The sequence below is a fragment of the Neoroseomonas lacus genome, from assembly GCF_014644535.1.
Classification (GTDB): Bacteria; Pseudomonadota; Alphaproteobacteria; order Acetobacterales; family Acetobacteraceae; genus Neoroseomonas; species Neoroseomonas lacus.
On sequence record NZ_BMKW01000006.1, the window covers coordinates 193,981 to 208,175 of the forward strand.

14 protein-coding genes are annotated in these 14,195 nt (G+C 69.1%); 1 reads left to right on the forward strand and 13 read right to left on the reverse strand.

The genetic code is table 11. The annotated features are described in order from the left end of the window. Positions 1-11 precede the first annotated feature (11 nt). The 3 genes from IEY36_RS13440 to IEY36_RS13450 form a co-directional block, all read right to left on the reverse strand. Positions 12-1,205, reverse strand: a complete 1,194-nt coding sequence (locus IEY36_RS13440) for a thiolase family protein (RefSeq protein ID WP_188967587.1) — start codon at positions 1,203-1,205, stop codon at positions 12-14. Between the two features lie 123 nt (positions 1,206-1,328). Next, complete coding sequence (locus tag IEY36_RS13445; protein ID WP_188967588.1) at positions 1,329-2,153, reverse strand: SDR family NAD(P)-dependent oxidoreductase; 825 nt, start codon at positions 2,151-2,153, stop codon at positions 1,329-1,331. Between the two features lie 23 nt (positions 2,154-2,176). After that, a complete protein-coding gene (locus IEY36_RS13450) occupies positions 2,177-3,103 on the reverse strand; it encodes a 2-dehydropantoate 2-reductase (protein WP_188967589.1) in 927 nt (308 codons plus the stop codon). 118 nt (positions 3,104-3,221) lie between these two features. Here IEY36_RS13450 and IEY36_RS13455 point away from each other — a divergent pair, with 118 nt between their 5' ends. Then, complete coding sequence (locus IEY36_RS13455; protein WP_188967590.1) at positions 3,222-3,797, forward strand: TetR/AcrR family transcriptional regulator; 576 nt, start codon at positions 3,222-3,224, stop codon at positions 3,795-3,797. A 15-nt stretch (positions 3,798-3,812) separates the two neighbouring features. On the opposite strand, the gene IEY36_RS13460 is transcribed toward IEY36_RS13455, so the two are convergent. From IEY36_RS13460 to IEY36_RS13505, 10 genes are all read right to left on the reverse strand, one after another. Then, a complete protein-coding gene (locus IEY36_RS13460; RefSeq protein ID WP_188967591.1) occupies positions 3,813-3,950 on the reverse strand; it encodes a hypothetical protein in 138 nt (45 codons plus the stop codon). A 103-nt stretch (positions 3,951-4,053) separates the two neighbouring features. Further along, on the reverse strand, positions 4,054-4,827 hold the full coding sequence (locus IEY36_RS13465; RefSeq protein ID WP_188967592.1) for an SDR family NAD(P)-dependent oxidoreductase: 774 nt from the start codon (positions 4,825-4,827) through the stop codon (positions 4,054-4,056). Beyond that, complete coding sequence (locus IEY36_RS13470; protein WP_308423158.1) at positions 4,824-5,531, reverse strand: ABC transporter ATP-binding protein; 708 nt, start codon at positions 5,529-5,531, stop codon at positions 4,824-4,826. Before IEY36_RS13470 ends, IEY36_RS13465 begins: the two co-directional genes overlap by 4 nt. Continuing rightward, positions 5,528-6,202 (reverse strand): ABC transporter ATP-binding protein, encoded by a 675-nt coding sequence (locus tag IEY36_RS13475; protein WP_229681301.1) that lies wholly within the window; start codon positions 6,200-6,202, stop codon positions 5,528-5,530. Before IEY36_RS13475 ends, IEY36_RS13470 begins: the two co-directional genes overlap by 4 nt. Positions 6,203-6,263: 61 nt before the next feature. Next, a complete protein-coding gene (locus IEY36_RS13480; RefSeq protein WP_188967594.1) occupies positions 6,264-7,229 on the reverse strand; it encodes a branched-chain amino acid ABC transporter permease in 966 nt (321 codons plus the stop codon). Further along, positions 7,226-8,089, reverse strand: coding sequence for a branched-chain amino acid ABC transporter permease (locus IEY36_RS13485; RefSeq protein ID WP_188967595.1), 864 nt, complete (start codon positions 8,087-8,089; stop codon positions 7,226-7,228). Before IEY36_RS13485 ends, IEY36_RS13480 begins: the two co-directional genes overlap by 4 nt. Before the next feature lie 15 nt (positions 8,090-8,104). Continuing rightward, positions 8,105-9,292, reverse strand: coding sequence for an ABC transporter substrate-binding protein (locus tag IEY36_RS13490; protein WP_188967596.1), 1,188 nt, complete (start codon positions 9,290-9,292; stop codon positions 8,105-8,107). A gap of 16 nt (positions 9,293-9,308) precedes the next feature. Then, positions 9,309-10,457, reverse strand: a complete 1,149-nt coding sequence (locus IEY36_RS13495) for an NADH:flavin oxidoreductase/NADH oxidase (protein WP_188967597.1) — start codon at positions 10,455-10,457, stop codon at positions 9,309-9,311. A gap of 3 nt (positions 10,458-10,460) precedes the next feature. Further along, a complete protein-coding gene (locus tag IEY36_RS13500) occupies positions 10,461-12,104 on the reverse strand; it encodes a hydantoinase B/oxoprolinase family protein (RefSeq protein ID WP_188967598.1) in 1,644 nt (547 codons plus the stop codon). Next, positions 12,104-14,113: a hydantoinase/oxoprolinase family protein gene (locus IEY36_RS13505; RefSeq protein WP_188967599.1), complete on the reverse strand. Its 2,010-nt coding sequence runs from the start codon at positions 14,111-14,113 to the stop codon at positions 12,104-12,106. Before IEY36_RS13505 ends, IEY36_RS13500 begins: the two co-directional genes overlap by 1 nt. Between the last annotated feature and the right edge of the window lie 82 nt (positions 14,114-14,195).

The window sequence follows — 14,195 nt, forward strand, 5'->3', positions numbered from 1 at the left end:
GCCGCTCATAGCTAATCTGCCGGTTCGGCTTCCAGCGCGAGTGCGATGCCTTGCCCGCCGCCGATGCACAGCGTCACCATGCCGCGGCGCAGCCCATCGCGCTTCATCCCATGCAGCAGGCGGGTGACCAGCACCGCGCCGGTCGCGCCGATCGGATGGCCATGCGCGATGGCGCCACCTTCCGGATTGACGATGTCCTCCGGCAGGCCGAGTTCCTGCGCGACGGCGAGTGGCACGGCGGCAAAGGCCTCGTTGATCTCGATGCGTTCGAGGTCGCCGATGCCCCACCCCGCGCGTTCCAGCGCCCGCCGTACCGCCGGCACCGGGCCCAGGCCGAACAGCCCGGGTTCCACTGCGGCGATGCCATAGGCGACAAGCCTGGCGCTGGGCTGCAGGCCGTGCGCCTCGGCGAAGGCGCGGCTGGCCACGACCATCGCCGCGGCGCCACTGTTCAGGCCCGGCGAGTTGCCCGCGGTGATACTGCCCTCTGGCCTGAAGGCCGGCCGCAGCCGTGACAGCACCTCGACCGTCGTATCGGGCCGCGGCGCCTCGTCACGCGCGAACACTTCCTCGCCCTTGCGACCCTTGATGATGACCGGGACGATCTCGGCGTCGAAGTGCCCGGCCGCCTGCGCCGTGGTGAAGCGCTGCTGCGACCGCGCGGCGAAGCGGTCCTGCGCCTCGCGGGTCAGTTGTGCCTTGGTCACCAGGTCCTCGGTGTGCCAGCCGGAATGCCTGCCGGAAAAGGCATCGTCGAGCCCGTCTCGCAGCATGCTGTCGTGGATCTCGGCCGGGCCCATGCGATAGCCCCACCGACCGCCATCCATCAGGTAGGGCGCGCGGTCCATGTTCTCCATGCCACCGGCAACGGCGACGTCGTGCTGGCCGGCGCCGATCTCCTGCGCCGCGGTGACGATGGCCTGCGCACCGGAACCGCAGACGCGGTTCACCGTCATTGCCGGCACGCTGACCGGCATGCCGCCCCCGATCGAGGCCTGACGCGCCGGGTTCATCCTGTTGCCGGCCTGAATGACGTTGCCGAGAATGACGCTGCCGATCGTCTCAGGCGCCAGCCCGGCGCGCGACAGCGTCTCGCGCACCACCGTGGCGCCGAGTTCGGTCGCCGGCACGCCCTTCAGCGCCCCATTGTAGGCCCCGATCGCAGTGCGGACGGGATTGCAGAGCAGGATGTCGTGGCTGTTCATGCTGACCTCCGGGAGGATGTGTTCAGAGCGGGCCCAGGGCATCCGCCTTGCGCAGCGCGACCGCGACGACGCGAGCGGGCAGCGCCCGGGTCGTGGCGACGATGGCCCGGGCGGGCGAGCCGGTCATGTGCTGGCCGGAACCGGCAGGTCGACGCTCAGGTAACGCTCAGCGGGGTACCTGCGCGACAGATTGGGGCCGAGCGCGAGGCGTGCTGCGTCAAGCCTCTCCCAATCGGCGACGTCAGGCAGCGAGGGGATGGTGACGAGTTCGCCGGCATCCAGGCCGGCCAAGGCGGCTTCCACCATCTCCTCCGCCCCCATCACCATCTCCGGCGGCAGGCTGTCCACGTCCACGCCCGCGGCCTCCCACAGGGCGGTCCTGGTGGCGCCGGGTAGCACGGCCTGAACGCGCACGCCGGCGCCGCGCAGTTCCGCGTCCAGCGCCTGCGTCAGCGCCAGGACGAAAGCCTTGCTGCCCGCGTAGACGCCGTTGAAGCGTTCCGGCGCCAGCGCCAGGACGGAGGCGATGTTCACCAGCGTGCCGCCGCCGCGCGCCTTGAAGCCGGCCACCGCCGCGACCGCGAGACGCATGGCCGCCAGGATGTTCAACTGGATCATCGCCTCCAGCCGCGCCGGGTCGGCATCGGTGACCGGGCCTGCCAGGGCGATACCGGCATTGTTGACCAGCATGCCGATGCGATGGTCGTCCCGCAGCCGCTGTTCGACGAGCAGCAACTCGGCAGTCTGCTGCAGGTCCGCGGGCAAGATCTCGATGGTGCGGCCGGCCTGGCTGCGCAGGCGGGCGGCAAGATCCTCCAGCCGCGCGACATTGCGCGCGACGAGGATCAGATCATGGCCGCGCCGCGCCAGGTGTTCGGCATAGACGGCGCCGATGCCGGAGGAAGCGCCGGTGACCATGGCGGTGCCGGCGGTGATGGATGACGACATGGGGGTCTCCGTTCGGGTGGGGTTCAGGCGTTGGCCGCGCGCGCGGCGTAGACCTGCAGGTTGCAATGAGCGGCAGTGAGCAGCGGCGCGGCAATGCCGGCAGCGGTGCCGCGACGGATGAGGTCGCCGAGGATCGCGTCCGCTTCGAGCCGTGGCAGGCCGGCATCGATGTCGCGCATCATCGAGGCCGCCCAGCGCGAGGCGGGGTCGGTCAGCATGCGATGCGTCTGGGTGGCGGAGGGCGGTCGCGGCGCGTGGCCATGGGCGTCGGCGATCGCCCGGCATTCCGAGATAAGCGCGTCGGCGATGCCGGGGCCGGCGTCGGTCGCCATGATCTCGCCGACCGTGCCGCGCATCAGGCAGGTTAGGGCGGCGCCCGCCGCCAACATGCACCACTTCTCCCACAGATCCTGCAGGATCGTCGTCGATGAACGGGCGGTGATGGGCGTCGCGGCGAACAGCGTGGTGAGCGTCTCGACCTGCCAGGGGGCGGCGGCGGCGCGCGGGCCGAACAGGATGAGGTCGCCGGGGCTGGCATGATGGATGGTGCCGTCCGGCGTGAGGGTGACGGCAATGTAGCAGGCGCCGCCCAGAATCCGGCCGGCGCCGAAGCGGGCATCAAGCGCATCGAAATGTGCGAGCCCATTCAGCAGCGGCAGCACGATCGTCTCCGGCCCGACTGCCGGCGCGATCGCATCGAGCGCTCCATCGAGGTCGTAGGCCTTGCAGGTGAGGAGGACGAGATCGGCGGGCGCCTCGATCCGTCCGGCCTGAACATGGCGCACGGGGCGGCGCAACTCCTGCCCGCGGCTCGCCACCACCAGCCCGTCGCGTGCGAGCTGCGCCGCTCGCCGGTCGCGCACCAGGAAACTGACGTCGGCGCCGGCCTCCGCCAGATGCAGACCGTAGTAGCCGCCGATGGCACCGGCACCGAGGACGAGAATGCGCATGTGGCGGGAGCTTTCGGAGGAGGGATCTGTTTGATAGCGATCGCAATCTTTGACATAAATTGCGAGCGCTACTAAAATAGTCAAGCGGCAAATCAGAGATTTTCGAAGGGAGGCGAAGGTGCGGGTATCGAAGGAGACGGCGGCGGCGAACCGGGCGCGAATCCTGGCCGAGGCGGCGCGCCTGTTCCGCGAGCGTGGGCTGTCGGGCGTCGGCGTCGATGCCCTCGGCGAAGCCGCGGGGCTGACCCATGGCAGCCTCTACAGTCAGTTCGGCTCGAAGGAGCGGCTCGCGGCCGAAGCGGTCGCACAGGCGATCTCCGGCAGCGCCCTCGCGCGCATCCCCGAGGATAGCGGGCCCGAGGTGTTGCCTGGGATCATCGCGGGCTACCTCTCCGCCCGGCACCGCGATGCACCGGGCCAGGGCTGCACCTTCGCCGCATTGGGCGGCGAGATGCCCCGCCAGGGACCGGCCCTGCGCCAGATCTTCACCGAGGGGTTGCGATCGCGCATGACGCGTCTCGCCGCGATGCTGCCGGGCCGGCGCCGCGCGGCGCGCGAGGACCGGGCGCTGGCGCTGCTGGCGAGCATGGTTGGTGCCCTGGTCCTCGCCCGTGCCGTCGACGATCCGGTGCTGTCGGACCGGCTGCTGGAGGCGACCGCGGCGGAACTGCGCTCGCGTTTGGATCAGGCCTGACAGCAGCGCGACGCATCAGCGCAGGGAGCGCGGGACCTCGGTGGCGACGTCCCGAACACGGAACAGGAGGGCCTGGCCGGCATCGGGATCGAGCACCGGCGTGGTGTCAGGCGCTTCCTGCGGCGGCGCATGGAACCGACAGGCCGGGATCATCGCGGCGTCATTCTCCGGGCCAGATACCCGATCTCCGCGACGACGACGGCCGCGGCGGCCCGATGGCGCAGCCGACCCATTGTCCGGCGTCAGGCAGGGTTGGTCAGGTTCCCGAACGCGCCGGCGGAGGTGGATGCCTGCCAGTCATCCAACCGCCGTCGACCGCGATAACCTCGCCGGAAACAAAGGACGCATCGGCCGACGCCAGGAAGGCGATCACGGCCGCGACCTCGTCCGGTTGCCCGGCGCGCCGCAGCGGCGTCGGGTCCAGCATCGCGCTCTGGTAGTAGCGGTCGTGATGCAGGCGGTCGCGTGTCATCGCCGTCTCGATGAGTCCGGGGGCGACACCGTTGACCAGGATGCCCTCTGGCGCGAGATCGGCTGCGAGCTGCCGCGTCAGCTGCGCAACGCCCGCCTTCGCAACCGCGTAGGGCGTTGAACCCGGGTAGCCCACCAAGCCGAAGACGGAGGCCACATTCACGATCCGTCCGCCTGGCCGTGTCAGATGCGGCATCGCGGCGCGGGTCATCTTCAGGACCGCCATCAGGTTCGTGCCAATAATGCGCTCAAGCAGCGCGTCGTCGCATTCGGCGAGCGGCCGCGACCCGCTGATGCCCGCATTGTTGACCAGGATGTCCAGGCGCCCGAAGCGTTCGCGTGCCGCCTCGACCACGCGTTCCGCCGCGCCCGGTGTCGCCAGGTCGAGCTGAAGCGCCGTCGCGCCGAGGTCCTGCGCCCTTGCCGTCACCTCCTCCGCCACATCCACGAGCAGCACGGCGGCACCCTCCCGCGAGAGCCGCGCCGCGGTCGCCGCGCCGATGCCCCGTGCCGCGCCCGTCACGATCGCCACCTGTCCGGCGAAGCGGTCCGCGTTCATGCATCCTCCAAGGTCAGGTGGCGGCGGACGACGTCGGTGGCCGCGCCGAGCGCCGCCGTGTCGCCGGCCCAGACGATGTGGCCTTCGTCGATCATGACATGGCGATCGGCTACGGCGCGGCAGACCTCGAGGCTCTGTTCGACCAGCAGCATCGGCAGACCATGCGCCTTCAGCTCCTTCAACAGCACCACGAGCCGCTCGACGATGACCGGCGCCAGGCCTTCCGTCGGCTCGTCGAGCAACAGCAGCCTCGGCCCCGGCATCAGCGCCCGGGCGATGGCGAGCATCTGCTGCTCGCCACCCGAGAGTTTGCCGCCCGGCGTGCGGCGTCGCGCGGCGAGGGCCGGGAACATCGTCATCGCCGAGTCGAAGGTCCAGGCCGAGCCGCGCCGGACGGCGAGCCGCAGGTTCTCTTCAACGGTCAGCGCTGCAAAGACCCCGCGATGCTCCGGCACCAGCGACAGGCCGAGCCGCGCCACCGCATGCGATGGCATGCCCCGCAGGTCGCGCCCGTCAAAGGCGATGCGGCCCGCGGTGGGCGGCAACAATCCCATGATACAGCGCATGGTGGTGGTCTTGCCGGCGCCATTGCGGCCGAGCAATGCGACGGTCTCGCCGGCAGCGACCGACAAGGTGACCCCGTGTAGCACGCGACTCTTGCCATAGCCGGCTTCGATGGCGTCGAGTTCCAGCAGCGCGCTCACAGCCCCGATCCCAGATAGGCTTCGCGCACGGCGGCGTCACTTCGGATCATCGCGGGCGTCCCTTCGGCGATCGGCCTTCCCTGTGCCAACACGGTGATGCGATCCGAGATGTCCAGCACGACGCGCATGTTGTGTTCGATCAGCACCACCGTGCGTGCGGGTACCAGGCGGTGAATCAGTTCCTTGGTGCGATGGACATCATCGATGCCCATGCCGGCGAGCGGCTCATCGAGGAAGATGATGCGCGGATCGGCGGCGAGGGCCATGCCGATCTCGAGTGCTCGCTGCGCCCCATGCGACAGGTCGCCGGCACGCCGGGTCGCGCGCGCCGCAAGGCCGACTTGCTCCAACAGGGCCTCCACCGTCTCGCGCATCGGTCGATGCGCGCGCCAGAACACCCACGGCTCACCGCCTGCGACAGCCTGGGCTGCCATCCGCAGATTCTCGGTGACCGTGAGGTCGGCGAAGATGTTGGTAACCTGGAAAGAGCGCGCCATGCCGAGATGCACGCGACGATGAGCCGGCATTTGCGTCACATCATGTCCGGCCAGCACGATGCGTCCCTCGCTAGGCCGCAGCCGACCGGTCAGCACGTTGAACAGAGTGGTCTTGCCTGCACCGTTGGGGCCGATCACGGTATGCAGCGAGCCGGCCGCGACGGCGAGCGTCACTTCGGACAAGGCGCGGAAATCACCGAAGCGAACGCCAATGCCACGCGCGTCGAGCAGCGCCTCAGCCATGTCGCCGATCCCGTGCCCAGCGCAGCGCCGCCGCAATGCCGCCCCACAGGCCACCACGCAGGAACAGGACGATCGCGATCAGCAGGAAACCGATCAGCATCAGCCAGCGTGGCCAGAGCGCCGAGAGCACATCCGCCATCACGATGTAGAAGCCGGCCCCGAAAAAAGCGGCAACCGGCGCACCTGTTCCGCCGATGATCGCCATGATCACCAGTCGCTCGCTCATCTCGAGTTCGATGACGTTGGGCGGTGCGAAACCGAGGAAAATGGTGTGCATGCCGCCCGCCAATCCCGCCAACAGCCCGGCCAGGGCGAAGGCCGCGGTCTTGAAGCGCCGGATGTCGTAACCCAGCGCCTCGGCTCGCGCTTCGTTCTGCCGGATGGCGCGCAGCACTGAGCCGAAGGGCGAATCCGCCACGCGCCGAACGAACAGATAGGCGAGGAAGGCCAGGGTGGCGAGCAGCGCGTAGACCGCGCCGGAATTGGCCAGGGCGCCGAAACCGGCGATCAGCGGCGGCCGCGGCACGCCGGTGAGCCCGTTCTCGCCGCCGGTCACATCCCGCAGGGCGAGCATCGCGAAATAGCCCATCTGCGCAAAGGCCAGCGTCAGCATGACGAAATAGACACCCTGTCGCCGCACCGCCAGCAGGCCGAGCAGTGCCGCGCCGAGACAGGCGACGACCGACCCGGCCGCGATCGCGGGCAGCGTGCCGACCCCGTGCTCCTTCAGCAGCACGGCCGAGACATAGGCGCCGATGCCGAAGAACAGGCCCTGGCCGAAGGACAGCAGACCGACCTGCCCGAGCAGGAAGATGCAGGACAGCGCGGCCACGGAAAACACCACCACTTCGGAGGCCAGCGTCACCGATGGCAGGATGACGGGCAGCGCGACGAGGGCGATGACCACGCCGATCGCCCCGATGCCGAGCGGGCGGACGCCCTCGGTCTCGACGCTCATGCCCGCCCCATCAGGCCGGTCGGGCGCACCAGCAGCACCAGCGCCATGGCGCCGTAGATCATCAGTCGCGCGCCTTCCGGCCAGAGGCTGCTCATCACGCTCTGCACCACGCCGATCAACAGGCCGCCGAGAAGTGCGCCGGTGAAGGAGCCGATGCCACCGACCACAACGACGACGAAGGCGATGCCGAGCGCCTCCAGCCCCATGAAGGGTTCAACGCCGCGCAACGGCGCCGCGAGCGCGCCGGCAAGCCCGGCCAGCGCACCGCCGAGTGCGAAGGCGGCGAGAAAGACGCGCTGCACATTGATGCCGAGCAGGCCGACCATCTCGGCACTCTCCGAGCCGGCGCGCAGGATCGCGCCGAACCGTGTCCGTTCCAACGCGACCCACAGCAACAGCGCGACCAGCGCCGAGACGGCGACGACCGCCAGCCGATAGGCCGGATAGACGAAGGGGCCGAGAAAGACGATGCCGCCGAGGAAGTCGGGCACCGGCACGTTCTTGGCGAGGGGATCGAAGAGCAGGATCACACTCTCCTGCACGATCAGCGCGACGGCGAAGGTGATGAGGATCTGCGCCTCATGCGCCATGGCATAGGTGTGCCGCAGCAGCAGCCGCTCGGCGACGACGGCGAGCGCCGCCGCCACCAGCGGGCCGAACAGCAGGGCCCAAAGCATCGAGCCCGTCAGCACGCTCACCACATAGGCCGTATAGGCCGCCACGAGATAGAGCGCGCCATGGGCGAAGTTCACGAAGCGCATCAGGCCGAAGATCATCGACAACCCGACCGACAGCAGGAAGTAGATCATCCCGATGCCGATGCCGTTGAGCAACTGGAAGACGAGGACCTGGCCTGACATCGACGTGCTCCGTCGTCAGCTCATCCGGCAGCCGGCCTGTTCCGGTGTCTGGAACGCCTTCGTGCCGGCGAGAACCTCGGCGAAGTCGGCCGGGTCGCGCATCGCGCTGCGCGCCTTGCCGAGCATCAGGTAGTAGTCCTTGATCACCTGGTGGTCGCCGGCGCGGATCACTTCGGTGCCGGTCGGCCCCTGATAGGACAGGCCTTCGAGCGCGCCGATCACCGCCGGCACATCAGCGGTGCCGGCCTTGTTCAGCCCTTCCACCATCATCTGCGCGACCGCCCAGCCGCAGGCCTGCAGGTAGTTGGTCTGTGCATTCGTCTTGGCGCGCACGACCTCCTGCAGCACGCGATTGCCCGGGGCGTCGACGCCATGCCAGTAGTTCGCGCCGAAATAGACACCCTCGCAGATGTCCGGCCCCCAGGCCTGGAACTGGTCGAGCCCGGTCGACCACGGCACCACGATCTTCACATTGCGCTTCATGCCGAAGGAGACGGCCTGGCGCACCACGTCGAGCGTCTGGTTGCCGAAGTTGCAGACCGCGAGCACGTCGGGCTGCGCCGCGATGGCGGCGGTGATGTAGCCTGAATACTCGCGCTCGCTCAGCGCGTGATAGGAATTGCCGACATGCTGCCTGCCGGTCTCCTGCAGCACGGTCTTGAGGTTGGACAGCAGGCTGTCACCGAAGACGTACTGGCCGGTGATGGTGTACCAGCGCTTGGCATTGGGGTTGCGCTCGATGAAGGGACGCAGCGTCGCATTCACCGCGGTGTAGCTCGCACCCGGCCAGCGGAAGGAGGCGCGGTTGCATTCCGAGCCTGTCGCCTCGTCGGCGCCGGCCATGTGGATGTAGACGCCGCCGCGGGCGTGCACTTCCTTCGCCACCGGCAGGGCGATGGAGGACAGCGTGCAGCCGACGATATGCTTGACGCCCTGGCCCATGGCTTCCTGCACGCGGCGCACCGCGCGACCCGGGTCGCCCTGGTCATCCAACAGCGTGTAGTTGATGCGCTTGCCGGCGCCGGTGCCGTAATGCTCGAAGGCCCATTGCGTGCCCTTGTTGAGCAGGTCGCCCACATTGGCGAAGGTCCCCGACAGCGAATAGACGCCGGCAATCTGAATCTGATCACCTTGTGCGCGGGCGAGGGACGGCGCTGCCAGAAGCCCGGCGCCCGCCCCGAACAATGTCCTGCGTTGCAGCATCGATGCACTCTCCCTGTTATGTCGCGGGGGCGCGCGCTGCGCGGGCCCGCTTTTCCAGCCACCAGCCCCAGGATGGCGGCCATCCGTCGAACCCCGGATCAGCGCCGAGCGCCTGCGCCGCATGCAGCACCCAGTGCGGATTGAACAGCGCCTCGCGTCCGATGGCGATCAGGTCGGCGCGGCCCTCGCGAATCACGGCCTCGGCATAGTCCGGCGTGCGGATCAGGCCGACCGCGATGGTCGGCATGCCGGCCTCGCGCCGGATGCGTTCCGCGAAGGGCACCTGGTAGCCTTCCTGGCGGCGGATCATTCTTGTCGTCGTGCGTTCGCCAAGACCACCCGAGGAGCAGTCGACCAGGTCGACACCGCGCGCCTTCAAGGCGATGGCGGCGGCGACGCTGTCCTCGATCGTCCAGCCGCCCGGTTGGTCGTCGATGCATGACAGGCGCACCGAGAGTGGCAGATCCGACGGCCAGCCGGCCCGCACCGCTTCCGTCACGGCCAGGAGGAAACGCTGGCGACCGTCGAGATCGCCGCCCCAGCGATCCTCGCGCCTGTTGGCGATGGGTGAGAGGAAAGAATGGATCAGATAGCCGTGCGCGGCATGGATCTCGAGAAAGCGGAAGCCCGCCCGCGCGGCCCGCAGCGTCGCGCCGTGATAGGCGTCGATCGTGCGCGCGATCGCGTCCTCGTCCATCGCCAGGGGTTCGTGCCAGCCCGGATTGGCCGGCAGCGCGCTGGCCGCGAGCGTTGTCCATGGTGGTGTGCCGCGGGCGGCATCCGTGGCGGTGAGTGGATCATAGCCTTCCCATGGACGCCCGACGCTGCCTTTGCGGCCGGCATGGATGAGCTGCGTCGCCGGCACGGCGCCAGCGGCCTCGACCATCGCGGCGATGGGGCGCAGCGCGTCCTGCTGGGCGTCGTTCCACAGGCCGAGATCATGCCATGTCACCCGGCCTTCCGGTGAGACCGCGAGCGCCTCGGTCATCACCGTGCCGGCGCCGCCAATGGCCTGGCGGCCGTAATGCTGGTCATGGAAGGCGGTGGGCAGGCCATCGGCCCCCGCCATGTACTGCTGCATCGGCGAGATCATGACGCGGTTGCGCATCGTCACCCCACGGAGGGTGAGCGGGCTGAACAGCACACTGTCCGGGGTGCCGGTCATCGTTCAGCCCGCGCCGGCCGGTACTGTCACCAGGCCATCCTCGATGTCGCGCGCGAGGGCGGCCGGATCGCGCCGCGCGGCCTCGCCATATCCAGCGCCACCGCCGAGCGCCAGGGTTACGATATCGCCCTTGCGCAGTTCCATCTGATCCTTCGAGCGGGTCGGAATCCGCTGACCGTCGCGCTCGATCTCGCACCAGCCGGTTGCGCCCGTACCGCCGCCGAACAACCCTTCGGGGGCGCGGCGGAAGCGGTCGGAATAGAGTGCTAGCCTTGTGCCGTCCTCCAGGATCTCGATGCGGCGGATGAAGCCGGCACCGCCGCGATGCTGTCCGACGCCGGCGCTGTCCGGCCGCAGCGCGTAGTCGGTCACGCGAAAGAAGGAGAAATCCTGGTCCATTGCCTCCACCGGCGTGTTCGAGCAGTTGGAGAGTGGATTGTCGACGCCATCGCAGCCATCGCTCTCCGCCGTGGCGCCGAATCCGCCACCATAGACCTCGAGGTAGACCGACCAGCCCTGCGACCGGAGATGGGAGAGGCAAAATGAAGTGGTGGTGTCGAAGCCGCAGGCGATGACGCGTTCCGGCACCGCCTGCGCGAGCGCCTTCATCACCGCGTTCCAGGCGCGCGAACAGGCCTCCATGCGGGCGCGCACCGGCGCGGGATGGCGCGGATTGAGCAGGGAGCCCAGCGGTGCCTCGACGTCGATCGGGCGCATCGCGCCGTCATTGAACGGGATGTCGGGGCTCGTCAGCGCCGCCTTGATGGCCGAGACCGTCGCCGAGACGGTGGAGGCGAAGGGCGCATTGAGGTTGGTGCGTACCTGCGGCGACGTGCCGCTGAAATCGACCGAGATGCTCTCGCCCCTGACCGTGACGGTGGCGCGGACCGGCAACGGCGCATCGCTGATGCCGTCGTCATCCACTGCATCCTCGCCGACATAGACGCCGTCGGGGACGGCTGCGATGGCCGTGCGCATCCGTGTCTCGGAATAATCCTGCAGCGCGGCCATGGTTGCGCGCAGCTTGGCTACCCCGTAGCGCTTCGCCAATTCCTGCATGCGCAGCACGCCGACGGCATTGGCCGCCATCTGCGCGTCGAAGTCGCCCATCGTCTGTTGCGGCACGCGGACATTGGCGCGCAGCAGTCGCTCGAAGCCGCCACCGTGCCAGTCCCGCTCAAGGTCGATCTTCATCGGCGGGATGATCAGCCCTTCGGAATAGACGTCCACCGCGGCCGGATTGAGCCCGGGGCTGCCGCCACCCAGGTCGAGGTGATGCGCAACCGAGGCAGCGAAGCCGATCACCTCCCCATCGACATGGACCGGGTGGAAGATGAAGACGTCCTGTAGGTGCTGGCCGCCTGAATAAGGGTCGTTGATGAACAACACCTCGCCCGGCTTCAGCGTCTGCGGCGGGAACATCGCGGCGCAGGGGCCGAAGATGCGCCCGATGGTGCCGAGCTGCATCGGGATCAGCTCGGCCTGCGCGACCGTCTGGCCGCGGGCGTCGAGCAGCGCCGCCGAGCCGTCGCGCGCCTCGCGCAGGATGGTGGAATAGGCCGAGCGGATCAGCTTCGCGCCCATCTCCCGCGCGGCGGCGATCAGCGACTGGCTGAGGATGGCGTATTCGACGGGATCAAGCTGCATCACGCATCCCTCCGCAGGATCAGGTTACCTGCCTCGTCGCGTCTGGCAATCCAGCCTTCCGGCACCCAGGCCGTGGAGGAATAGCCCTCGATCAGCGCCGGGCCGGTGACGGCATCGGAAAAGCGCGCAGCGGGCACCAACCGTGCCTCGAGCGTGCGGCCATCGGCGGCGCGGATCGGCGCCGTGCCGGTGCGATCCGCGCCATCGCGTTCCTTCACCTCTGGCAGCGTGTCGAGCCGCCGCCGCACGCTGTAGCGGAGCGAGACGATCTCCGACTTGCGGCCCGGTTCACCACCATGGAGATAGACCCGGCGATGCGCCGCGGTGAAGCGTTCAGCCAGGGCGCCTTCGGTAAGGCCTTTCAGCGCGGCTTCCTCAATCGCCACCGGGATCTCGAATGCCTGGCCGACGAAACGCATATCGGCCTCGAGGCCATATTCCAGCGCGCCGTCGAGGCCGAGGCCACGGAATTCATCCGACGCCGTGGCCCGCAGCCTGGCCTCGGCGGCGCGCAACGCATCGGGCGCGGCATCGTCGAGCGCCATGCGCCGCGTGACGCCATAGACCTTCACGTAATCCGCCGAGAGCAGGCCGAGCGCGGAAATCACGCCCGGATTGGGCGGCACCAGGATCTCGGCGATCCCGAGCTCCTCGGCGATCTCGGCGGCGAGCAGTGGGCCCGCGCCGCCGAAGGGCACCAGTGCATAGTCGCGCGGATCGCGCCCGCGTTCGGTAGAGACCAGCTGGATGGCGCGAACGATGTTCGCCACCGCAAGGCGGATCGCCGCCGCGGCCGCCCCGCGCACATCAGTGCCGAGCCGCGCCGCGACTTCCTCGAAGGCGCGATGCGCGGCATCGGCATCGAGGCTCATGGTGCCGCCGAGGAAGCTCTCGGGCCGGATGGTGCCGCGCACGACATGGGCATCGGTGACCGTCGGCAGCGTGCCGCCACGGCGGTAGCAGGCCGGGCCGGGGTCGGCGCCGGCGCTGCGCGGGCCAACCCGGAGCATGCCGCCTTCGTCGATCCACACCAGGCTGCCGCCGCCCGCTCCGACCGAGACGATGTCGAGCACCGGCGTGCGGATCGGTAGCCCGTCCACTTCGGTCTCTGGTGCTAGCGCGGCCTCGCCCTTCTGCACCAGCGAGACGTCCGTGGAGGTGCCGCCCATGTCGAAGGTGATGAGGTCGCCACGACCCGAACGACCGGCCTGCCGGATGGCGCCGACCACGCCGGCGGCCGGGCCGCTGAACAGCGCCGTGATGGCGTTGCGCCGCATGGCGACAGCCGGCAGGCGTCCGCCATTGGACTGCATGACGCTGAACCGCCCCGTGAAGCCCGCCTGCGCGAGCCGCTCCCCGAAACGGTCGAGATAGCCATCGATGACCGGCTGCACATAGGCCGAGAGCACCGCGGTCGAGGCGCGCTCGTACTCGCGGAACTCCGGTGCGATGGCGTGGCTCGGCGCGATGCGGATATCGGGCAGCGCCGCGCCGATCAATTCGGCCAGCCGCATTTCGTGCAGCGGCGATGCGTAGGAGGACAGCAGGCAGATCGCCACGGCCGCGTAACCGCCGGCGGCGAGGGCGGGGATCAGCATCCGCGCGACCTCGGCCTCATCGAGCGGCAGCACGATGTTGCCGCGCGCGTCGAGGCGCTCCGTCACCTCGAAGCAATCGCGTCGGCGCACCGGGGGCTCCGGCTTGGCGTAACGCAGGTCGTAGATGCTGCGGCGATCGTGGCGCTGCATGAAGAGGATGTCGCGAAAGCCGCGGGTGGTGACGAAGGCCACCTTCGCGCCGCGGCGTTCGAGAATGGCGTTGGTCGCGACGGTCGATCCATGCACCAGGTCGGTGACCGCGCCAGATGGGACGTTGCCGGCGATGAGCGCGTTGAACGCACCGATGTCGGGGCTGCGCGGCGTGCTCGGCACTTTCGCGACGACGGCGCGTCCGCCATCCAGCGCGACCAGATCGGTGAAGGTTCCGCCTACCTCGATGCCGACCCGCATGGTTTTCCTTCCGTGCCCTTGATTTTCAGCTTTATGGTAGTCACACCCGTCGCATCGGAGGCAATAGTGAAAATCAGAGGTC

Coding starts and splice junctions, on each gene's coding strand:
- IEY36_RS13440 (WP_188967587.1), bottom strand. CDS start 1,205: ATGAACAGCCACGACATCCTGCTCTGCAATCCCGTCCGCACTGCGATC.
- IEY36_RS13445 (WP_188967588.1), bottom strand. CDS start 2,153: ATGTCGTCATCCATCACCGCCGGCACCGCCATGGTCACCGGCGCTTCC.
- IEY36_RS13450 (WP_188967589.1), bottom strand. CDS start 3,103: ATGCGCATTCTCGTCCTCGGTGCCGGTGCCATCGGCGGCTACTACGGT.
- IEY36_RS13460 (WP_188967591.1), bottom strand. CDS start 3,950: ATGATCCCGGCCTGTCGGTTCCATGCGCCGCCGCAGGAAGCGCCTGAC.
- IEY36_RS13465 (WP_188967592.1), bottom strand. CDS start 4,827: ATGAACGCGGACCGCTTCGCCGGACAGGTGGCGATCGTGACGGGCGCG.
- IEY36_RS13480 (WP_188967594.1), bottom strand. CDS start 7,229: ATGAGCGTCGAGACCGAGGGCGTCCGCCCGCTCGGCATCGGGGCGATC.
- IEY36_RS13485 (WP_188967595.1), bottom strand. CDS start 8,089: ATGTCAGGCCAGGTCCTCGTCTTCCAGTTGCTCAACGGCATCGGCATC.
- IEY36_RS13490 (WP_188967596.1), bottom strand. CDS start 9,292: ATGCTGCAACGCAGGACATTGTTCGGGGCGGGCGCCGGGCTTCTGGCA.
- IEY36_RS13495 (WP_188967597.1), bottom strand. CDS start 10,457: ATGACCGGCACCCCGGACAGTGTGCTGTTCAGCCCGCTCACCCTCCGT.
- IEY36_RS13500 (WP_188967598.1), bottom strand. CDS start 12,104: ATGCAGCTTGATCCCGTCGAATACGCCATCCTCAGCCAGTCGCTGATC.
- IEY36_RS13505 (WP_188967599.1), bottom strand. CDS start 14,113: ATGCGGGTCGGCATCGAGGTAGGCGGAACCTTCACCGATCTGGTCGCG.